Annotated in this window: 19 protein-coding genes; 17 read left to right on the forward strand and 2 right to left on the reverse strand. The window is 44.4% G+C overall.

Annotated features, from left to right (window positions below; genetic code table 11):
• The first annotated feature begins 340 nt into the window (after positions 1-340).
• Genes EO132_RS01400 through EO132_RS01410 form a run of 3 tightly spaced genes read left to right on the forward strand, consistent with a single transcriptional unit; the run spans position 341 to position 3382 of the window.
• Entirely contained in the window at positions 341-1549 is a 1209-nt protein-coding gene (locus tag EO132_RS01400) for a DUF5690 family protein (protein ID WP_235856355.1), read from the forward strand.
• Positions 1539-2711 (forward strand): TIGR03364 family FAD-dependent oxidoreductase, encoded by a 1173-nt coding sequence (locus EO132_RS01405; protein WP_127136250.1) that lies wholly within the window; start codon positions 1539-1541, stop codon positions 2709-2711. Before EO132_RS01400 ends, EO132_RS01405 begins: the two co-directional genes overlap by 11 nt.
• A complete protein-coding gene (locus EO132_RS01410) occupies positions 2708-3382 on the forward strand; it encodes a phosphonatase-like hydrolase (protein WP_127136251.1) in 675 nt (224 codons plus the stop codon). Before EO132_RS01405 ends, EO132_RS01410 begins: the two co-directional genes overlap by 4 nt.
• Here EO132_RS01410 and EO132_RS01415 read toward each other — a convergent pair whose 3' ends face one another.
• On the reverse strand, positions 3383-3949 hold the full coding sequence (locus EO132_RS01415; RefSeq protein WP_127136252.1) for a helix-turn-helix domain-containing protein: 567 nt from the start codon (positions 3947-3949) through the stop codon (positions 3383-3385).
• Positions 3950-4231: 282 nt separating this feature from the next.
• On the opposite strand from EO132_RS01415, the gene EO132_RS01420 reads away from it, so the two are divergent.
• From EO132_RS01420 to EO132_RS01480, 13 genes are all read left to right on the forward strand, one after another.
• A complete protein-coding gene (locus EO132_RS01420) occupies positions 4232-7519 on the forward strand; it encodes a SusC/RagA family TonB-linked outer membrane protein (RefSeq protein ID WP_127136253.1) in 3288 nt (1095 codons plus the stop codon).
• A gap of 19 nt (positions 7520-7538) precedes the next feature.
• Complete coding sequence (locus EO132_RS01425) at positions 7539-8993, forward strand: SusD/RagB family nutrient-binding outer membrane lipoprotein (protein ID WP_127136254.1); 1455 nt, start codon at positions 7539-7541, stop codon at positions 8991-8993.
• Between the two features lie 9 nt (positions 8994-9002).
• Positions 9003-10673: an alkaline phosphatase family protein gene (locus tag EO132_RS01430; protein WP_235856351.1), complete on the forward strand. Its 1671-nt coding sequence runs from the start codon at positions 9003-9005 to the stop codon at positions 10671-10673.
• A 2-nt stretch (positions 10674-10675) separates the two neighbouring features.
• Positions 10676-11947 (forward strand): MBL fold metallo-hydrolase, encoded by a 1272-nt coding sequence (locus EO132_RS01435; RefSeq protein ID WP_127136255.1) that lies wholly within the window; start codon positions 10676-10678, stop codon positions 11945-11947.
• Positions 11925-13295, forward strand: a complete 1371-nt coding sequence (gene pbfA, locus EO132_RS01440; RefSeq protein WP_127136256.1) for a (R)-1-hydroxy-2-aminoethylphosphonate ammonia-lyase — start codon at positions 11925-11927, stop codon at positions 13293-13295. Before EO132_RS01435 ends, pbfA begins: the two co-directional genes overlap by 23 nt.
• On the forward strand, positions 13295-14899 hold the full coding sequence (locus tag EO132_RS01445; RefSeq protein WP_127136257.1) for a fibronectin type III domain-containing protein: 1605 nt from the start codon (positions 13295-13297) through the stop codon (positions 14897-14899). The genes pbfA and EO132_RS01445 overlap by 1 nt, the downstream gene beginning before the upstream one ends.
• Positions 14889-15962 carry a phosphoglyceromutase gene (locus EO132_RS01450; RefSeq protein WP_127136258.1) on the forward strand — a complete coding sequence of 358 codons (1074 nt, stop codon included), beginning with the start codon at positions 14889-14891 and terminating at the stop codon, positions 15960-15962. Before EO132_RS01445 ends, EO132_RS01450 begins: the two co-directional genes overlap by 11 nt.
• A gap of 142 nt (positions 15963-16104) precedes the next feature.
• Complete coding sequence (locus tag EO132_RS01455; protein WP_127136259.1) at positions 16105-16737, forward strand: Crp/Fnr family transcriptional regulator; 633 nt, start codon at positions 16105-16107, stop codon at positions 16735-16737.
• Positions 16738-16800: 63 nt separating this feature from the next.
• A complete protein-coding gene (locus tag EO132_RS01460; RefSeq protein WP_127136260.1) occupies positions 16801-18534 on the forward strand; it encodes a SulP family inorganic anion transporter in 1734 nt (577 codons plus the stop codon).
• 56 nt (positions 18535-18590) lie between these two features.
• A complete protein-coding gene (locus tag EO132_RS01465) occupies positions 18591-20000 on the forward strand; it encodes an MBL fold metallo-hydrolase (RefSeq protein ID WP_127136261.1) in 1410 nt (469 codons plus the stop codon).
• 98 nt (positions 20001-20098) lie between these two features.
• Complete coding sequence (locus EO132_RS01470) at positions 20099-20443, forward strand: rhodanese-like domain-containing protein (protein WP_127136262.1); 345 nt, start codon at positions 20099-20101, stop codon at positions 20441-20443.
• Between the two features lie 16 nt (positions 20444-20459).
• Entirely contained in the window at positions 20460-20729 is a 270-nt protein-coding gene (locus EO132_RS01475) for a heavy-metal-associated domain-containing protein (protein WP_127136263.1), read from the forward strand.
• Positions 20729-21730, forward strand: coding sequence for a c-type heme family protein (locus tag EO132_RS01480; RefSeq protein ID WP_127136264.1), 1002 nt, complete (start codon positions 20729-20731; stop codon positions 21728-21730). Before EO132_RS01475 ends, EO132_RS01480 begins: the two co-directional genes overlap by 1 nt.
• Here EO132_RS01480 and EO132_RS01485 read toward each other — a convergent pair.
• Positions 21727-22608, reverse strand: a complete 882-nt coding sequence (locus tag EO132_RS01485) for a sterol desaturase family protein (RefSeq protein ID WP_127136265.1) — start codon at positions 22606-22608, stop codon at positions 21727-21729. The genes EO132_RS01480 and EO132_RS01485 overlap by 4 nt on opposite strands.
• Before the next feature lie 205 nt (positions 22609-22813).
• Between EO132_RS01485 and EO132_RS01490 the strand changes: the two genes are divergently transcribed.
• Entirely contained in the window at positions 22814-23020 is a 207-nt protein-coding gene (locus EO132_RS01490; RefSeq protein ID WP_127136266.1) for a YgaP family membrane protein, read from the forward strand.
• Positions 23021-23117: the final 97 nt, after the last annotated feature.

Raw genomic sequence — 23117 nt, forward strand, 5'->3', positions numbered from 1 at the left:
TTGATGTTTTGCCCGTGGACAAAACGATTTGTTCAGCTGGTTGTGCACGCTAATATAACCTGAATTTTCCGAAATCCGGGATGAAGCCGTAAACACAACATTTTAATTTACATAGGAGATTTTTGAAAAATTTGATGTAACTAGAACACTTGTGAAAACATAATGGATCGCTAACAATAATTTAAACTGAAAAGTGTGGTTGTTTTTCTATAAATTTGAGTAATTTGAAACATAATTTTATTATTTGTAAACTTTGATTGATAAAGGTACGGTCGCCAAGCGGCCAGGATTCTTATTTGTTCTGCATGCTTCATTGGCTGCTTTTGGCACATACTTTTGCATGTATGCCTTTAGAAAACCATTTTCAGTGGCCACTTTTGATGGGCTGGCCTTTATGGGGGTGGATTACAAGATCCTTTTGGTCATCACTCAGGTTTTGGGGTATGCACTTTCCAAATTTGTTGGGATAAAGGTCATCTCCGAACTTCAACCCAACCGAAGGTTGTTTTACCTGATCTCACTCATTGTACTGGCCGAAATTTCCCTTTTGCTCTTTGCATGGGTGCCCGCACCCTACAATATTCCCTTTATGTTCCTTAACGGGTTCCCTTTGGGAATGATCTGGGGAATCGTCTTTTCCTATATCGAGGGAAGGCGTTTTACCGACATTTTAGGGGTAGTGCTATCATCCAGTTTTATTGTATCCAGCGGGGTGGTGAAATCAGTGGGGCTCTTTGTGATGAACTCTTGGGGGGTCAGTGAATTTTGGATGCCATCGGTAACCGGAGCGCTTTTCTTTGTTCCACTTTTGATATGCTCCTATCTCTTACAGCGGGTGCCGCCACCCACCCCGGAAGATATCGCCAACAGAACAGAACGGATTCCAATGACCGCCACGGATAGAAAAAACTTGGTCAAGAAGTTTCTTTTTCCACTGCTTTTGATTGTGTTGTTCTACACATTTTTGACGGCTTTCCGGGATTTCAGGGACAATTTCGCCCGGGAACTTTGGGACAGTATAGGGTACAAAGGGGATGTTTCCGTTTTTTCCACTTCGGAAATCATAATAGCCATAGTGGTGCTGTTGATCATAGGGGCCATTTTTTATATCAAGGACAACTTCAAAGCCTTGCTTACCTATCATATATTACTGATTCTTGGGACCGTGGTTTTGGCCGTGAGCACCCTTATGTTTCAAACGAGGATGTTGGACCCCTTTGTCTGGATGGTTTGCACCGGGTTTGGGTTGTACATTTGTTATGTGCCGTTCAACTGTCTCTTTTTTGATCGTTTTATCGCAACCTTCAAGGTAAAGGGAAATTCTGGATTTCTTATCTATATAGCCGATGCCTTCGGATACGTGGGCAGTATTTTGGTATTGCTCTATAAAAACTTTGGACAGGCCAATCTGTCTTGGCTCAACTTTTTTGTTTACGGTACCTATGCTGTTGCCTTCATTGGTATTTGCAGCACAATAATTCTATTCATCCACTTTGCTTCTCGACGCAAAGCGGAACAACTCAACAACCAACTGGATTATGGGAAATAAATATGATGCCGTCATTGTAGGTGGTGGTATTTTAGGGACTTTTCATGCCTATCATGCACTGGAAATGGGCTTAAAGGTCTGTTTGGTGGAAAAAGACGCTTACCCCAAAGGAGCGACCACCCAAAATTTTGGACAAGTGGTTCCTTCGGGCATGAATACCAAATGGCAAAAATTTGGACGTGAAAGCCTTCGAATATATAAAGAGGTTCAATCCCAGTTCGATATCAGTATCCGCCAGAACGGAACGGTGTACTTGGCATCCAATGAAGAGGAGGAGCAATTGTTGGTAGAGCTCAGGGCCATAAACAGTGGCAACGATTATGCCTCCAAAATGCTGACCCAGCAAGAATGTTTGGACAAATACCCGGGACTCCGAAAGGATTATGTGGTATCCGGATTGTTTTTTCCTGAAGAGGTCACCGTAGAGCCCAGAACCATGATCCATAAGCTTCAGGAATATTTGGTGGCACAAAAAGGGCTGGACATCAAGTTTGATTTCCCTGTTGTTTCCTGTGAATCCAATGGGGACTGGGTTTCGGTCCAGAATACAAAAAGCGAAGTGGTTTATGGCAAAAAGGTGATTATATGCAACGGTGCGGACTTCAAAAACCTGTATCCAGAGACCTTTGCTGCCAGCGACCTCGAGGTTGCCAAATTACAGATGATGCAGACCAAACCTCAAGAAAACTATGAATTGAAAGGTTCGATTCTTACAGGTTGGTCCATTCGGCGTTACGAGGCATTTCACGAATGCCCTTCCTATGCGAGTATCAAGGCCAATGAGCCGAAAGAAAGCCTTCAAAAGAAATGGGGCGTACACATCCTTTTTAAACAAGCAGTAGATGGCTCAGTGATTTTGGGGGATTCCCATCAGTATGCCGATGCCCCTAAAATTGAGGATTTAGGGTATGAGCTGGATATGGATATTGACAATTTTATGATCGAGGAGGCCAAAAAAATAGTCGACCTGCCCACCTTTCAAATCCAAAAAAGATGGTACGGAATGTACTCACAATGCAAGAACAGCGATATTTTTCAAAAGACCATTGACGACAATGTTCATATTGTAACGGGAATTGGTGGCAAGGGAATGACGGGCAGTGCCGGATTCTCGAGAAAGCATATTGCTTCTATATTCAATAAGCAGAAAATCAATTTATGAAAAAAATAGAACTGGCCGTTTTTGATATGGCGGGCACCACAGTGAACGAAGACAATGTGGTGTACAAAACCGTTAGGGCCGCTTTGGCCAAATCTGGAGTAGAGGTCTCTTTGGATACCGTTCTGGAATTTGGGGCAGGTAAGGAAAAATTCAAGGCCATTGCCGATATTTTGGAAGAAACCAAAACAACCGGGGTGGACCCCAATGTGGTTTTTGAAGATTTTAAAGGCATGTTGGAAGAAGCCTATGCGAATTTGGATGTGACCACTTATGATGGTGTCGAGGAGCTCTTTACCCTGTTAAGGTCCAAGGACGTAAAGGTGGTGCTCAATACAGGTTATGACCATAAAACGGCAACATCACTTCTAAAAAAGCTGGGTTGGGTGCCGGGAGAACAGATCGATGCCTTGATCACTGCGGATGATGTGGTCAAAGGAAGGCCATCATCGGAAATGATTGACAAAGCCATGGCGATGTTTGGCATCACGGCATCCGAAAAGGTATTAAAGGCGGGTGATTCCGTGATTGATATTGAAGAAGGCAAAAATGCCAATTGTGGATTAACGGTTGGGGTGTTGACCGGAGCGCAGACCCGTGAGCAATTGGCAACCGCGGAACCCTCCATGATCTTGGATTCCTTGTCGGATTTGGCCGAGCAGTTGTTCCCTTGATCAGATAAAGAAGTACACGACCAACATTTTAGAGGGAATTTTTCCCCTATTGATTGGAACATGGGGGATTCTGCCGTCAAAAAATATGGAGTCCCCCTCTTTTAAAAGGACCTCTTGGTCCCCTATCTCGTAGTAGCACTCTCCTGTCAAAATATATTTGAACTCAAAGGCATCGGTGACCACTTTGTCCCTTTCCGAGTTGGGTTCCACTTCCAAAAGGACACTTTCAAAACCAACGGAGTTCAATTGTTTGCCAAAAATGTAATTATAGGTAAACCCAACAGCTTCATCCTCTTTTTCTATAATGGATTGCTCATCCTTGCGGGTCACTAAAAAATTGTGGCCATTGGCTTTGGGGATTCCGTCAAAAAAATCGGTCATCTCGGTTTCCAAGGCCCCTACTATTTTTAAAAACACGGGGAGTGAAGGTATGGTTCTGCCATTTTCAATACGTGAAATGAGTCCAGCGGTAACCCCGGCACTGTTGGCAACATCGTTTATGGTCTTTTTATTGTTCTTTCGTATTTGCTTGATTCTTTTACCAATGCCTATGAGGTAGTCTTCCATTTTTATACGTGCTTCTAATGTTTAGTATTTATAATATTATTTGGTCAATCAAGATTAGTGAAAAAATCGGTTAATCCACTACAACACTAGGATATATTGTAAAAACTGGTGTTCACAGCGATTTTCAAAAATTGCATATTTGTAAATAATGTTTACATAACATTGCAGTGTTTCTTTTAACCTTTCCGTATCATTTTTTTAATCTGTTTAAAGGGCTGCCTTAACTCTTGTGTTGGATATTTGTTGATAAATAATTAACCAAATTTTACAAATACTCAACAAATGAAAAAATCAATCTTAACGTTTTTACTTGCCTTTACTGTAAGTATCATTGGATATTCCCAAGTTACTTTTACAGGGCAGGTGGTTGACGAGAACAACGTGCCCTTGCCCGGGGCGTCGGTTGTTGTAAAAGGTAGTAGCGTGGGTGTTGCTACAGACTTTGATGGGAACTTTGAAATAGAGTTGCCCCAGGGAGGAGAAACCTTGGTAGTTTCTTACATAGGGTATATCCCATTGGATTTTGACACTACTGGAAAAAGTACCGCAACCATTGTGTTGCAAGAAGATTCCCAGCAGTTGGATGAGGTTGTCGTAACGGCCTTGAACATTACAAGGGATGAAGAGTCCTTGGGTTATTCCGTTCAAAAGGTTGCAGGAGAGGAAATCTCGCAATCCACCAGTACAAACACGGTAAGCACACTGTCCGGTAGAACGGCAGGTGTCCAGGTGGTTACCAACGGTACGGGACCTGGACAATCCTCATCGGTGGTCATCAGAGGGTATTCCTCCATGCAAGGTGACAACCAGCCCTTATTTATTGTGGATGGTATCCCAATCAACAATAACACGGACACCAGGACCAATACGTTGGGAGGTGCTTCCAATATGAACTTGGATTATGGTAACGGTGCGGCCGAGATCAATCCCGATGATGTAGCGTCCATATCCGTACTAAAAGGCGCGAACGCTACGGCACTTTATGGGTCCAGGGCAGCGAACGGTGCGGTAATCATTACCACTAAATCCGGTAGGGGTCGTAAAGGAGGGGTCAGCTTTAGTTCCAAGACCACTTTTGAGAGTGTATTGAAAGCTCCGGAATATCAAGGCGTATATGGTCAGGGTAAAAACTTTGACTTTCAGTTTGTAGATGGTTACGGAAGCGGTACATACGATGGTGTGGATGAATCCTGGGGCCCGCTTTTGGACGGTACCTTACGTGCGCAGCACGATTCCCCGACATCCAATGGCCTTCGTGGTGGTGATGTCCATGGCTTGGATTACGTACTTGGTTCTTCTGGGGTCGATTTGGATAGAAGAGGGACCATTACCCCAACACCTTTTGTGTATGGAGGGAATCCCGCGGAAGAATTCATGGAAACAGGTAGAACCTTGATCAATACCGTTTCGTTCTACGGATCCAATGACAACGGAAACTACCGTGTAAGCTATACCAACTTGGACAATAAGGGTATTGTTCCGAACACCGATATCAAGAGAAACACCATCTCCGCTTCAGGGGACTATCAAATTACCGATAGGTTAAAGGTGTCATCCAAGATCAATTATATCCGTTCAGATTCGGATAACCGTCACGTAAATGGATATGGTACCGAATCGGTAATGTATCTGTTCATCTGGTGGGGACAACAGGTCAATGTAAATAGTTTAAGAAACTACTGGCAAGATGGTCTGGAAGGCTTCCAACAGTACAACTACAACTATAACTATCACGATAACCCTTACTTTACCATGTACGAGAACACAAATGGTCTGGCAAAGGATAGAATCATAGGGAATCTTTCTGCTACTTATGATATCAGTGATGATTTTAAATTCATGGTAAGGGGGGGACGTGATTTCTTCTCTGAATACAGATTCATAAAAAGAGCTTACTCTACGCAGCGTTTTCCAAACGGTCAGTACAGGGAGGATAAAATCAACTTTCAAGAGACCAACTTGGATTTCTTGTTGACCTATGACAAGGATGTGACCGATAAGCTCCATGTGAATGCCAACTTTGGAGGGAACAGAATGGTGCAGAAAAACCATTTCAACTCATTGATGGCCAACAAACTTTTGATTCCCGGCATCTATTCTTTCTCCAACGTGGATGGAGCCTTGGTACAACGTACAAGCCGTCCTGAAAAACAAATCAATTCCCTGTATGCATTTGCACAATTGGGATGGGACAACAGTATTTACCTAGATCTTACAGCACGTAACGACTGGTCGTCTACCTTGCCAGAGCAGAACAACTCCTATTTCTACCCATCCGCATCTTTAAGTGTGGTACTATCGGATCTGTTCGATTTTGGAAATCAGGATGTGTTGAGCTTTGCCAAACTTAGAGGTGGTTGGGCACAGGTTGGTAGTGATACCGGTGCATATAGGCTTTCCGATTATTACGCATTGGGAACGCCGGTTGGAGATAATCCTACGGCAGGTCCTGCCAATACGCTGCCAAACTTTGATTTGAAACCAGAGATACAGACATCATACGAGTTCGGTACCGATTTAAGGTTCTTCAACAATAAACTGTCGTTGGATGCCACGTATTACAATACAGTTTCCAAGAACCAGATTTTGGACATCGATTTGCCCATTACCTCAGGTAAAACAGCAAGAACCATCAATGCCGGTAAAATACGTAACCAAGGATTGGAAATCATGTTGGGGATCAATCCAATACGCAACGAGGACTTCAACTGGAACTCTTCCTTCAACTTTGGTTTGAACCGAAACAAGGTCCTGGAGTTGGCCGATGGAGTCGAAAGGTATCAATATGGAAGCAATGGAATTTCACTTGTTGCAGAAAAAGGAGGGTCCCTTGGCGATATGTGGGGAACTGGATTGGTAAAAGTAGAGGATGAGAACAGCCCTTATTATGGAGAAGTCATCTTTAACGAAGGTTTGGTACAGCAGGACAACACCTTGAGAAAAGTTGGAAACTTTAATCCGGACTTTACCTTGGGCTGGAACAATACCATTACCTATAAAAACCTTTCACTCAATTTCTTGTTTGATTGGAGGCAAGGGGGAGAACTATTGTCCAGGACCCGTTTGATCGCTGCCACTTCCGGTAACGTAGTGGAAACCCTTTGGGGTCGTTCGCCAGAATACGGAGGGCCACATCCTGGTATTGCCGATTCAGGCCTTGACTATACTGATGATAACGGAGTTGCTTGGAACGATGGTGTGATCGGTGATGGTGTGAAATTGGAAAATGGCCAATATGTGCCCAATGACGTCATTGTGCCTGCCAATGCATACCACAACAACAGATACCGAAGGGATAATGACACCGAAGGTATATACGATGCCACTTTTGTGAAACTAAGAGAAGCCAGATTGACCTACGATTTCCCGACCAAATTGTTCAAGGGAGACGATATTAAAAAATTGAGCTTCTCAGTGATTGGGACCAACCTTTGGTTGTGGGCCAAGGATTTCAACCACGGAGACCCAGAACTATTGTCCTTCGGGGGCGGAAGCTATGTGCCAGGGGTGGAAAATGCCACCGTACCGACCACGCGTAGCTTAGGATTTGCAATCAACGTAGAATTTTAATCAGGTTAACAATAACAACATGAAAAAGATATTTTTAATAGCGACAGTACTTGCGATGACCCTGTGGTCTTGCGACAAGTTTGACGTGAGCAACGACAACCCGGATGTTGCCTTGAACATCAACCAAAACCCCGAACTTCTTTTGACCAATCTTCAAAGAAGGTCCAACAGGGAAGCAGTAAGTGGGTCGTGGAGTGAAGGTAACCTTATGGGGCAATACGGTGCCCGAATTGTATTTACCTCTTTCGATTTGTTTGATTGGGGTGATCAGAGTGGAGCATGGAACAATTATTACTATACCATTAGAGACGCCAAGGAATTGGAAAAATTGGCAGGTGAGACCGATTTGAACAGTTATGTTGCCGTTTCCAAGATCATGCAGACATGGGCTTTCAGTATCTTGACCGATATGTGGGGCGATGTGCCTTACTCCGAGGTAAATCAGGCGAGTGAGGAAAACTATACACCGATGTACGATGAACAAGAGGCCATTTACACATCAATGCTTTCCGAGCTTGCTGCTGCAAACACGCTTCTGTCAGGTTCTAATTTGACCCAAATCAAGGGAGATTTACTTTTTGACGGCGATTTGGAGATGTGGAGAAAGTTTGCCAATTCACTCAGGATGCGTTTGGCACTTCGCTTGAGTGAAGTTTCCCCTTCAGTTGCATCTAGTGTGATAAGCGAGATTTATGGAAACCCGGGCCAATTCCCGATTATGGAATCCAATGAGGATAACGCCACCCTTACATTTTTGGCGGCAAATCCAGATGCACACCCCGTGACCGAAGAGTCCGTTTATCGTGTAGGGTCTTATAACGAATACAGGATTTCCGAGCATTTCGTAACCATGTTGGAAGGCTTGGACGACCCCCGATTGGGGTTCTTTGCCGATCCAACGGCCAATTCAGTGGAAGAAGAATCCCCAGAGATTGTTGGTATGTTGAACGGAGTTGTGGACGGACCCGCATACACTTATCAAGGAGGGGATGCATTCCTTTCAAAATTCAATATCGATTATTTCTACTTTCAGCCCAACACCAACCAAGCTAGGTTGATGCTGTACTCAGAAGTTCAGTTTATCTTGGCCGAAGCGGCCCAAAGAGGTTGGATCAATGACGATGCCCAAACATTTTATGAAGAAGGGGTTACTGCCAACTTCGAATATTGGGGAGTTGAATTGCCAGCTGATTATTTGACAAGCGCAGGAGTTGCTTTTGACAATAGCTTGGAAACGATCATGACCCAGAAGTATATCAACTTGTTCTATACGGATTACCAAGGATTTATAGAATACAAAAGAACCGGCTTCCCTGCCACTATTGAACCAGGACCCGATGCTTTCTACGATGTCTACCCAAGTAGATTCGAATATCCCAGTAACGAGGAATCCTTGAACAACGCAAACTATTCGGAAGCCTCTACCAGAATTGGAGGAGACCAGATAACCACCAAGGTTTGGTGGGAAAACTAGGGTTTGCCAATGTTTAAAAGAAAACTTCATAAAGCAATGATCATGACCACGGGAATTTTGTTCCTGTGGTCTTGTTCTTCCAAAAAGGAGCAAACGCCAAAGGGAATTGATCACATCGTTGTCATAGGAATTGATGGGATGAGTCCCGACGGAATTCAAAAAGCAAATACCCCGACCTTGGATTCCATGACACAGCATGGAGCCGCTACCATGCACGCCAGGTCGGTACTTCCATCCAGTTCCAGTCCCAATTGGGCCAGTATGATCATGGGTGCCGATACCGAACAACATGGAGTGACCTCCAATGGTTGGGAAAAGTTCGATCATCAGTTGCCACCCGTTGTGGTTACCGAAAACGGTACTTTTCCAACGATATTCACTCTTTTTAAAGATCAGCAACCAGAAGCCCATGTAGGGGCCATCTACGATTGGGATGGGTTCGGACGCTTGTTCGAAAAAGCTGATGTGGATTTTGATGTCGACGGTGACCACGAGGATAAAACCACCGAAGCTGCTGTAAACTATATCAAAGAACATACGCCAGAATTCACATTTGTGCACTTGGATCATGTAGACCATGCAGGTCATGCTTTGGGACACGGAAGCCCTGCGTACTACAAATCCGTGGAAAAAGCGGATTCCTTGATTGCAGAAATCGTAAATGCCACCAAACAAGCTGGAATCTTTGAGAAAACCATGTTCATTCTTTCCGCAGATCACGGAGGATTGGGCTTTGGTCACGGAGGCGAAAGCTTGGCCGAAATGGAAATTCCGTTCATCCTATATGGAGCGGGCATCAAAAAAGGCTACAAGATTGAAGAAACCGTTTACCAATACGATAATGCGCCGACCGTTGCTTATGCCATGGGGTTACAAACACCTCAAGCTTGGATAGGCCGACCTGTAAAGGGCGCTTTTATAGGAAATGAAGCCCCAAAACTAACCTACAAGCGAAAAGAGCAAATAACCCCACCAAAAATCCTTCCGGGCGCAGGCTATTTTGAGCCGGCCGGAGGAGTTTTTAAAGCGGATTCTGTGGCTGTGGTCATGCAGAACCCGAACAATGTTGGGGAGATTCGATATACCATTGGCAATAATGTGCCCACCTTGGAAAACAGTCAAGTTTACCAAGACACCTTTTATCTAAAAGAGACAAATATCATCAAGGCAGGTGTTTTTCAGAACGACCGATTGGTAAGTACCGTTGCCGAAGGAAGCTTCAGAATTGTATCGAAGAGCAAAAAGGACCCCGTAAAATTTCAGGTGTTTGAGGTAAGTGGTGTAGAAAAGCTACCCGACTTTGCATCCTTGAACCCTACATACGACGGGTATGTTACCGAATTTTCCCATAAGCAAGCACTGACCGACGATATGCCACAAGAACAGGTGGCCGTGGTTTTCGAAAGCTATCTGGAAGTGACTGAAAGCGGCAACTATAGTTTTTTTACCAATAGTGATGATGGGAGCAAGCTATATGTGAACGGTTCTGAAATCGTGGACAACGATGGCGACCATGGCGTTATGGAACGTAGCGGTTCTTTGGAGCTATCCGAAGGAAGACACCTGGTGCGCGTTGAATTTTTCAATGGAGGGGGAGGCTATCATTTGGATGTAAAGTATTCAGGTCCCGATACCCCAAAACAGATCATTCCGGCAAACCAGTTGTATAGAGAAAAATAAACATGCACATCAACCTCAAACAGTCTTATCTACTACTCATTTTTTTAATGGTGCAGGTTTCACATGGGCAAAAACAACAATTGCCCGAGTGGCAACCTGGTTTTTTGGATATCCACCACATCAATACCGGTAGGGGCGATGCCGCTTTTATGGTCTTTCCCGATGGTACGACCTTTTTGGTGGATGCCGGGGATATGTCCGAAACACATCCAAGGACCACATCGAGCAGAAATGCAAAATTGCTTCCAAACAGGTCCAAAACGGCACCTGAATGGATTGTGGATTATATCGATCGATTCCTGCCCAAAAAGCAAGAACGAAAGTTGGATTATGCCTTGATCACCCATTACCACGATGACCACTTTGGTGAAGTCGATTCCTTGCGAAAATTAGCGCCCGGAGGGTATCAACTTACAGGAATCATGGAAGTGGGCACTTTGATCCCGATCAATACATTGATCGATCGTGGATTTGAATTTCCCGTAGATCTGAAGGATGGAAAAGTGCAATCCCAAGAGCGATTTTCCAAGGATAAATATGGAATGATTCCTACCTTGAAGGAATATTGGAAGTTCATAGCATATCAATCAGAAAAAGTAGGGTTGAAAAACGAAGCCTTGCAGGTGGGCAGCGATAATCAAATTGTATTACAACAACACCCGACGGATTATCCCAATTTTTCAGTACGGAACATTGCCTCCAATGGTACTGTTTGGACAGGTTATGATGATGCTTTTTATACCCTTTTTGAGCCAGGGGAATACCATGGGGAGAATCCTTTGAGCAATGTCATTCGAATAGATTATGGGAAGTTCAATTATTATACGGGAGGTGATATTTCGGGGATCAATGGCTTTGGGCAAACAAATTTGAATGATGTGGAATCCCATGTGGCGCCTGTTATCGGTGCTGTTGATGTGGCCACGTTGAATCATCATGGGAACCGAGATTCCCAAAACCCGTTTTATGTACGGACCATTAGGCCTCGGGTCTGGATTCAACAAAATTGGACGGCCGATCATCCAGGGGAGGAAGTCCTCCGAAGGATAACATCAAAAAAACTATACCCAGGAGACCGGGATATTTTTTCGACCATTATGCTACAAGGCACCAAAGATGTGATCGGTGGCAGGTTGGATCAATATAAAAGTCAAGAAGGACATATTGTTGTTCGGGTATACGACAACGGTGATTCTTACGATATTTACGTATTGGATGACACCACCGAAGAACGGGAAATAAAAAGTAAGCATGGACCATACAAAGCGCGATAGGCACAACACAGAATCTGTTGTGGAAGGCGACATCAACCTGACTCCTGCACGGAGCCAATGGTTGCAGAACGAGGTGAGCGAGGAAACCAAGGAACTATTGGAAAAGGATGCCAAGTATTTTATGCATCAATCCATGTCGACACCCTGTTTGGATGTGCTCCAAAATTGCGAGGGCTCGCACATGATAAGTGTGTCGGGCAAGAAATACCTCGATTTTCACGGGAACAATGTGCACCAAATCGGTTTTTCGCATCCAAAGTTGGTTGCAAGATTAACGGATCAGCTACAAAACCTGACGTTTTCCACAAGACGCTACGCAAATGAAACAGCAGTTCGATTTGCGGAAAAATTGACTTCCTATACGCCAAAAGGTCTCAATCGCATCTTGTTGACTCCAAATGGAAGTTCGGCCATAGGCATAGCCTTAAAATTGGCCAGGGCCATAACGGGGAAGCACAAGGTGGTCTCGTTTTGGGATTCGTTCCACGGAGCCTCTCTGGATGCCATCAGTGTGGGTGGCGAAGCGGTCTTTCAGGAACATATGGGGCCATTGATGCCGGGTGTGGAACGTATTCCGCCCCCAATTACCTATCGGGGCATATTCGAGGGAAACGAGGACAAGGCATTGGAGTATCTACAATATGTTTTGGAAAAAGACCATCAAATTGGAGCTTTTTTGGCAGAGACCATTCGCAACACCGATGTGCAGATTCCATCAAAAAAATTCTGGAAAGCGGCTAGGGAGCTTTGTACCAAACACGGTGTTTTGTTGATTTTGGATGAAATCCCCATCGCTTTTGGAAGAACGGGGACCATGTTCGCCTACGAGCTTTTCGATATAGAACCCGATATTCTCTGCCTAGGGAAAGGCCTTGGGGGAGGGATAATTCCCCAAGCGGCCATCGTTACCCGCGAAGAATACAACAAATTCGGACATATATCACTTGGTCATTACACCCACGAGAAGAGTCCGTTGGGGTCCATTGCGGGACTGACGCTTTTAGAGGTTTTGGAAGAAGAAAACATCCTGCAAAAGGTTAAGGAGGATGAGGAGTTCATGAAAAAGGCCCTGTACAAAATGCATCGGAAATATTCCTTGATCGGGGATGTACGTGGCGTAGGACTTCTATGGGGCATTGAACTCGTGACCGACAGAACTGCCAAGGAAAAAGCAACGGCCGAAGCCGAAGAAATTATGTACGAGTGTCTCAAACAAGGATTGAGTTTCAAAGTTTCCAAAGGAAACGTGCTCCAACTTTCCCCTCCGTTGACCATAACCAGGGAAGAACTGGAAAAAGCCTTTGAAATATTGAACTGCGCCTTTTTAAAAACCAATGCTATAGCCTAATGAAAAAAATCAACCAATTACTTATCGTTTGCTGTTTGGGTTTGATGAAACTATCAGCCCAAACCGATTCCCAAATTTTGGTGCAACCTTATCTACAGGATGCGGAACCCAATTCCATTGTGATCATGTGGGAGACCACAAGCGGGGAAGAAAGCATCGTGGAATGGGGGACCACTGAAAAACTTGGCAAGAAAACATCAGGGAAAGCCGAGGACATCAATTTTTCCGATTCAAGGGTGCATACCGTGAAATTGGAAGGCCTCGAGCGCTTTACGGAATACTATTATCGGGTAAAAACGGGAAAAGCCAAATCGGACATCCATCAATTCAAGACCCCACCATTTTCAAGTGACGAAGAGTCGTTCAACATCGTGGCCATGAGCGATATGCAATACGATAGTCAGCATCCGAACAAGTTTTCAGAAATCGTGAACCAAGGGGTTCTACAGTATTTGGAACAGGAGCATGGAGGTAAGTTGCCCGATAATCTGGCCATGGTGATGATACCCGGGGATTTGGTAGAGAGGGGCAGTGAATACCATCAATGGAAAGACCACTTCTTCGACCCCGCACAAAAACTCTTTGCTCAGGTGCCAGTTTATCCTGTTCTGGGCAACCATGAACGCAATTCCGTTTTCTACTTTAAATACTTCAGTCTTCCTGAAAATGGCACGCCGGCCTATGCCGAGCATTGGTGGTACAAGGATTATGGCAATACGAGAATCATCGGTTTGAACTCCAACGACGGTTATCGGGACCTTCGCGAGCAATATGAATGGTTGGAACAAGTGCTGTCGGATACCGAAAAGAATGATGACATTGATTTTGTGTTCGCACAACTTCATCATCCGCACAAATCGGAACTATGGATTCCGGGAGAAGAAGAATCCACAGGGAAGGTGGTAAAAATGTTGGAAGCGTTTTCGACCAGAACAGGAAAGCCCAGTATCCACTTTTTCGGGCATACCCATGGCTATTCAAGAGGGCAGTCCAGGGATCACAAGCATTTGTGGATCAATGTGGCCTCGGCAGGTGGCGCCATCGACAATTGGGGCGAGTTTGAAGGCAGGGACTATGATGAGTTTACCGTTACCCAAGATGAGTACGGTTTTGTGATGGTAGAGGTCGATGGCAACCGAAACGACCCTAAGTTTACCATCAAAAGAATCAGTCAAGGGAACAATGTAAAGGCTAGGCAGAACGAGCTTCGCGACAGTATTACCATATGGCGATTGGAGAAAAAACCCGATGCCCCAACAGTACTTTCGCCAATGAACAATGAAAGTGTGACCACCGAGTTCACTATGCTGAAAGCGGGTGGATTTTCAAGTCCGCTGAGTGGAGCATTCCATGCGGCAGCACATTGGCAGGTTTCCCAAACCCCGGATTTTGAAAAGTTGGATTTGGACAGTTGGAAACAGTTCCAAAACTGGTATTACAAGGAAAACCGTCAAAAAGAGGACGATTTGACCGATGAGAAAACCAAACGATTACAACCCAATACCACCTATTATTGGAGGGTTCGGTACCGTGACCAAAACCTGAACTGGAGTGATTGGTCCGAAACAGCAACATTTAAAACACCACAGGAAAATGAAAAATAGAATTTTGTTTTTGATGATTGCCGTAGTGGCAATGCTCAGGGCCAATGCCCAAAATAGGGATACAAAGGTAATTTTGATTACGTTGGACGGTTTCCGTTGGCAGGAACTCTTTTCGGGAGCGGATTCCCTTTTGATCGGTAACAAGGATTATGTGCATGATGAAGAAATGTTGAAGGAGGCTTTCTGGCGAGAAACAGCAGAGGAACGACGGGAAGCATTATTGCCCTTTTTCTGGAGCCAAGTGGAAGAAATGGGCCAGATTCACGGTAACCGAAATAAGGGAAGTAAAGTCGACTTGACCAATAACATGTGGTTTTCCTACCCTGGGTACAACGAAATTTTGACGGGAACTGCAGACGATAAGAACATCAGAAGCAATGATAAAGTTCCCAATCCCAACACCACCATTTTGGAACGATACAACAACATTCCCGAAGGAAAAGGTAAAGTAGCTGCCTTTGGCAGTTGGGATGTATTTCCGTTCATCGTAAACGAAGAACGGTCTGGAGTTCCTGTCAATGCCGGTTTTGAGCCAGCTACCGGAAACCTGAATGAAAGGGAAAAGTTCCTCAACCAATTGCAACAGCGGATACCAAGCCCTTGGGGCACGGTCCGTTTGGATGCATTTACCCATCATTATGCCTTGGAGCACATGAAAAAGGAGCATCCAAAACTGATTTTCATTTCTTACGGGGAAACGGATGATTTTGCACATGATGGGGATTATCAGGCCTACTTGAAATCGGCCCACAACACAGATGGATTGATCAAGGAGGTTTGGGAGTTTACCCAGCAAGATGATTTTTATAAGGGCCAAACCGTGTTTTTGATCACTACAGATCATGGACGCGGAACCGAGCCATTGGATACCTGGAGAAGCCATGGAAGCGATATTAAAGGGGCAGGCTCCGTTTGGATGGTAGCCTTCGGAAAAGGGATTGATCCTATGGGGGAGGTTAAGGACAAGGAACAACTGCATTCCAACCAGATCGCACCGACCGTTATGGAAATATTGGATATGCCCATCTCAAAAGAAATCGAGGGGAAACCCATGAAATTATAAGTTTAAGTTCGTTTGATTCAGTTTATTAGTTTGCGTTACCGCAGTAGACCCGTGCCTTAGGTGCGGGTCTTGCTTTTTGGATGCATCAAAAAGGCTGCATTTTCACTAAAATGGTTACCTTAGGGCAGCGTATTTTTACAACATGAGAGAAGAGCTTTTAGCAACATTCAACGACTATTTTGAACAACCCCTTATCGATGAAATTCTGGAAGAAGGGAAATTAATGGAAGTCCCCGCTGGTGAAACCATTATGGATATTGGACAATACATCCGAAGCATTCCTTTGTTGTTGTCCGGAGCCATAAAAGTGCTTCGGGAAGATGAGGAGGGAGACGAGTTGCTTCTGTATTATTTAGAGCAAGGGGAAACCTGTTCCGTAACGATGGCCTGCTGTATGGGCCAGACCAAAAGCGAGATAAGGGCCATTACGGAGACCGATACCAAAATCGTGATGGTTCCCGTTCAAAAAATGGAAGAGTGGATGGGCAAATACAGGGGTTGGCGCAATTATGTCTTTGAAAGCTATCAGAACCGTCTCAACGAATTGCTTCAAACGGTGGATAGCATCGCCTTTAAAAACCTGGACCAAAGGCTGGTGGATTACCTTAAAAAGAAGGTGGAGGTCACCAACGATAACCAAATAAGGAATACCCATCAAGAAATAGCATATGATCTCCATACCTCACGGGTCGTGATTTCCCGTTTGCTGAAAAAATTGGAAAAAATGAAGAAGTTGGAACTGCATAGAAACTACATTCAAATTGTAGATCTTTAAGTTTGTGCCCTTTGTTACTGTGGATTGCCATTAGGCAAGCTATTTTTGCATAAAACCAATTACATGATCAAAAGGATTTTTCCTTTCTTATCGTGGATTACCGACTATGATCGCTCAACTCTCTATGGCGATTTGGTGGCGGGTCTTACTGTGGGAATTATGCTCATTCCCCAAGGTATGGCCTATGCCTTGATTGCCGGTATGCCCCCCATTTATGGGTTGTATGCGGCCCTGGTCCCCCAATTGGTCTATGCCCTTACAGGAACTTCGAGACAATTGGCCGTAGGCCCCGTGGCCATGGACTCTTTGCTGGTTGCCGCAGGAATTGGGGCCATGCAGTTGGCCAACACCCAGGATTACATTTCAGCAGTTATATTTTTGACCCTGCTCATTGGACTGTTCCAATTGTTTTTGGGGGTTTTAAAAATGGGCTTTTTCGTCAATTTTCTCTCCAAGCCGGTCATTAGCGGATTTACTTCAGCAGCAGCTATATTAATTGGCTTGGGGCAGTTAAAGCATATTTTGGGAGTGGATTTGCAGCAATCGGGAAAGATCTACGTGCTCTTGGGAAGTATTTTTTCCAGCCTTCGCAATGCTGACCCATTGACGTTGGGAATGGGGATTCTCGTCATTTTGGTGATCATAGGGTTGAAAAAAATCAACAAAAAACTACCCACCCCTTTATTGGTGGTCGTGTTGGGTATTTTAGCCGTGGTGCTCTTAGGGTTGGAGTCAAAAGGGATAAAAATTGTTGGGGACATCCCAAGAGGATTGCCCAGTTTTGAAATACCCGGAATGCAATGGGACAAAATAGGTCAGTTTTTGCCTATTGCCATTACGGTCGCCCTGTTCGGGTTCATGGAGTCCATTTCCATTGCCAAAACGGTGGAGGAACGCCACCCAGAATACGATTTGGACCCGAATCAAGAATTGCGCGCTTTGGGGATGTCCAATATTTTGGGATCCTTTTTTCAGTCCTTTTCCGTTTCCGGAAGCTTTTCCCGAACGGCCATAAACGACCACTCAGGGGCTAGAACGGGAATGGCCTTGGTTTTTAGTGCCTTGTTGGTAGCGGGGGTCTTGTTGTTCTTGACACCACTTTTCTACAATCTACCTACGGTGGTACTGGGTGCCATTATCATTGTTTCGGTTTTTGGCCTTATTGATTTGAAGTACCCGCTGCAGCTTTGGAAGAATAGAAAAGACGAGTTTATCTTATTGAATGCGACTTTTTTAATGACCTTGTTCATCGGTTTAATCGAGGGCATCCTTCTCGGAGTACTCCTTTCGCTTTTGTTATTGGTGTACCGCATTTCCAATCCCCATATCGCGGTTTTGGGAAGAATCAAGGGCACCACGTATTTCAAGAACGTAAATCGTTTTACGGAAGATGTGGAGGTGTACGAGGATAAACTGATCATCAGGTTTGATGCACAACTCTATTTCGGCAACAAGGATTATTTTAAAAAACAGCTCTATCAACAGATTGAAAAGAAAGGCCCAAAGCTCAAGTTCATCATCCTGAACGCGGAATCCATCAATTATATAGATAGCAGTGCAGCCGTGATGTTGGAGCGTATCATTTTGGAGCAGCGGGAAAAAGGAATCCAGTTTTTGATCGCAGGGGCCATCGGTCCTACAAGGGATATTTTGTACAGTAGTGGCATCATCAATCTATTGGGCGAAGAAAACCTATTTGCACAAACTTTTGATGCCGTGGATTGCTGTAACAACCCACATGAATTGAGTACAATACAGAAAAAAGTGTCCTTGCAGTCCAAAACGAAGAGTTTGTAACTTTAGTAACTTAACTTTAAGGTACGGAATTATATATTTGGTAAAAACCACAACAGATGAAAATTGAACAGATATACACAGGTTGCCTTGCACAAGGAGCCTACTACATAGAAAGCGAAGGAGAAGCGGCAATAATAGACCCTTTGAGGGAAGTCGATTCTTATATAAGGACAGCCGAAGAGAACGGTGCCGAAATCAAATATATTTTTGAAACGCACTTTCATGCGGATTTCGTGAGCGGACACCTCACTTTATCCAAAGAAACCGGGGCGCCTATTGTGTACGGTCCAACCGCAGAACCTTCTTTTGATGCCATCATTGCAGAAGATGGCCAAGAGTTCAAGCTGGGAAATGTAACCATCATTGCGTTGCACACCCCTGGCCATACCATGGAGAGCACGACCTATTTGTTGCGCGACGAAAACGGAAAGGACCATGCAATTTTCAGTGGGGATACTTTGTTCCTAGGTGATGTGGGCCGACCGGATTTAGCGCAAAAAGCGGCCCATATGACCCAAGAGGAATTGGCGGGCACTTTATTCGATAGCCTGCGTAGCAAAATCATGCCTTTGGCCGATGATGTGATCGTATACCCAGCGCACGGAGCGGGTTCCGCTTGTGGAAAGAACATGATGAAGGAAACGGTGGATACCTTGGGCAATCAGAAAAAAATGAATTACGCCCTTCGGGCCGATATGACAAGGGATGAATTCATCGAGGAAGTAACGGAAGGTCTGTTGCCCCCGCCACAATATTTTCCCTTGAACGTTAAAATGAACAAGGAAGGCTACGAGGATATCGATAAAATATTGGAGAGAGGTACGCAAGCCCTATCCCCGGATGCCTTTGAAACCGCAGCTAACGAAACAGGTGCCATTGTGCTCGATGTTCGTCATCAGGACGATTTTGCCAAAGGCCATGTGCCACGCTCTATATTCATTGGGTTGGATGGAAGCTTTGCTCCATGGGTTGGGGCCTTGGTGGCCGATGTAAAACAACCTATTCTGCTCGTAACCCCTGAAGGAAGGGAAGAAGAGACCATTACCCGTTTGTCCAGAGTCGGTTTTGATCATACTTTGGGCTATTTGAAAGGGGGAATCGATGCCTGGAAAGCAGCAGGAAAAGAAGCTGATACTGTGGATAGCGTCAATGCTGAAGAACTCAAGGCGTTGGTGGATAAAGGAGTGCCCGTGTACGATGTGCGCAAAGAATCGGAATACAAGGCGGAGCATGTTGAAGATGCACACTTGACGCCTTTGGACTATATCAATGATCACTTATCGGAATTCCCCGAAAAAGAAACTTTTTATGTGCACTGTGCAGGAGGGTATCGCAGTATGATCGCCTCTTCCATCTTGAAGAGCAGGGGAATCCACAATTTGGTGGACGTGACCGGTGGTTTTGCCGATATTAAAAAGGCGGGAATACCCGTTACCGATTACATTTGTCCGACTACGTTGAAATAAGCCCGAAAAAAATTGGGAAAAAGATGGTTTTGTGTAACTATCGTTACTGACCGCCATGGGTTGTTTGGGGTACTTTAGTCTCTCAAAACAACGAAACTATGTCATTATTCAGTTTTTTGTTCAAGGAACAAAACCTTCCCGATGAAATCCAGATCATGGATAGGGAGGAATATAAAGATGCCATTTCCAAAGGCAAGGTCCAGTTAGTGGATGTGAGAACCAAGGGAGAGTTCATGTCCGGTCACATAAAAGGGGCCAAGAACATCGATTTTTTCCAAGGTTCCGCTTTCGAATCCGCATTTTCCAAGATGAAGAAAGATGCCCCCCTTTACATTTACTGTCAATCGGGAAACAGAAGTCAGAAGGCAGCCAGAAAGCTCATAAGCATGGGTTTTACCAAGGTCTATGATCTTAGGGGCGGGTATAGAAGCTGGTGCTATTAATCCAGATTTGGTCATTATGAAAACAACATTCCAAGTACAAAACCTAAAGTGTGGAGGATGTGCCAAGACGATATCCAACAAACTTTCAGGGATAAAAGAAATTAAAGATGTGATTGTGGAGAAGGACAGCTCATCGGTCAGCTTTGATCATCAAAGCGCCGATGATGCTTCCTTAGTTAAAGATGCCCTCAAACGCATGGGATACCCTACGATGGATGATGAAAATGGTTTTGTGGACAAGGCAAAATCGTTTGTGAGTTGTGCCAGCGGTAAAATGTCCAACTGATGAGATCTGCACTGATTTCCATGGTTGTTTTTTTACTGATGCTATCCTGCAAACAGGGACCTAAAACATCCGAAGGGGAAGTCTCTGAACCGATAGCACAAACGGCATCTAAAGTCGAGGAGGGCAAAAAATTGATGGAAAATCAATGCTATTTATGCCATAATCCATCCGCACCGGAAAACGGACAGCGCATTGGTCCGCCCATGGTGGCCGTAAAAGCCCATTACTTGGAAGACCATGCGGATAGGGAAGCTTTTGTGGACGCTATTATGGCATTCGTGAAATTACCGTCTGAGGATCATGCCCAAATGCGCGGAGCAGTCCGCAGGTTCGGATTGATGCCTGCCCAACAGTTCCCACAAGATGAGGTAAGGAAGATTGCAGAGTACATGTACGATTATCGGATAGAGGAACCGGATTGGTTTCGAGCACATTGGATGGATCGTCGAGGGGATTCGCTATACAACAGAGGCAAGACACCAATAGTATCCGAAATAGAAGTGACCCCCAAGGAACTGGGGATGCGTTATGCTTTGGGGACCAAAAAAGTACTTGGCAAAAATCTGATGGGTACCATTCAGAACGAAGGAGTGGAAGCGGCCGTAGCTTTCTGCAATGAACGGGCGTATCCATTGACAGATAGCATGTCCACGAACTTCAATGCACGAATCAAAAGGGTTTCGGATAAACCACGTAACCCTAAAAATCAAGCAAATGTGGTAGAATTGGCCCATATTGAAACTTTTAAGGGTCAGGTTGCGGGCGGTGCGTCCGTTCAACCTATTTTAAGGGAAGAGAACGGAAAAGTGTACTTCTACTATCCTATTGTAACGAACACCATGTGCTTAAACTGCCATGGAACTCCAGGACAAAACATAACCCAAAAAGTATATAAAAGCCTATCGGAACTGTATCCCCAAGATAAAGCGATAGGATACGGACCCAACGAGGTGCGAGGTATATGGAGCATTGTTTTCGACACTCCGAGGAAGACGGATTAGGTGTCTTTTTTCGGCTTTTTGAAACCATAAGTCAACTGTCCCCAAAAGCCATTGGGCAAGGTATCATCCCCTGGGAAGCCCAATTTAATTTTACCACTGCTTTCCGGAATATAGTTTGTTTTGAAAATGTAATCCCAAATGCTTAGGCTTATGCCGAAATTCACACCGTAGGATGCTTCGGGAATGGTGTAGGCATGATGGTACAAGTGCATTACGGGATTGTTCAAAACGTATTTCAGCGGACCATAGGTCAGTTTAATGTTCGAATGGTTGAAATGTCCGATGGCAATAGCGGTAAAATGGACAATATAGGCCTGTTCGGGCTCAAAACCACCTAGAACCATCACTCCCAAAGTTTTCAAAGGTTTGTATAGGATGTTCTCCATCCAGTGAAAACGCATGTGGGCAGCGAACCCCATTTCCTTTACGCTGTGGTGGACTTTATGGAATTCCCATAGCATTGGGTATCTGTGCAACAAAACGTGGGTAAACCATTGCACAAAATCGAGCACCACAAAAAAGACGAGCAATTGCACCCATTGCGGCCAATGGGCAATATCCACTAGGGCCATGGATCGTTGACCTATCCCAATATCGGCAAAAAGGATGCCCAAGCTCTTGTAGACCCCGCTGATTACAATGGCGAACACAAAAAAGTTGAAGAACATATAGAAGGCATCCAGCCAAAAGTCTTTTCTAAAAATGGACTGCTCTTTGCGCCAAGGAAACAGGATTTCCAGTCCCCAGACCAAAAGGGAGATGATTATCAATCCCCAGAAATAATTGGTGTACCAGGGAACATCAAAAATGATGGACCTCCATGTCCATCGCACGGTTCCCAAAAATCCATTGATAAAAGCATCAAAATATTCCAACATATTGGCATTATGTCGTTCAAAAAGCCGAAAACTGATTCAAAAGCAAAAATACTTTAAAAATAATGGCGTCTGTGTAACCAATGTTACTATTTGGTCGATGACGAACCGTTACTTTTGAAGTAATCCTCTGATTATCAAAAAGAGGATGGTACAAGCTGATCCAATTTTTGGTAAATTGTATAGTAGTAATCATAAACTATCAATTATGAAAAAAAACATGGGCGGTTCAGACCGTACAATTCGGATTATCCTGGCACTTGGTGTAGGGGCATTGTATTATTTTAATGTGATAACAGGAACATTGGCATATGTGCTGCTGGCTTTGGCCGCCATATTTGTCTTGACAAGTTTTGTTAGTTTTTGTCCTTTGTACACCCTTTTCGGGATTAATACATGCAAGGTCAAGAATTAGGTTTTTTGGTTGGTTGATAAGGAAAGCCGCTCTCACTAGAGCGGCTTTTTTTGTATAAAAATGATAATATTCACATAAAAAAGCCTTCAAATTATCA

It is taken from the genome of Flagellimonas oceanensis (assembly GCF_003992595.1).
Lineage (GTDB): Bacteria > Bacteroidota > Bacteroidia > Flavobacteriales > Flavobacteriaceae > Flagellimonas > Flagellimonas oceanensis.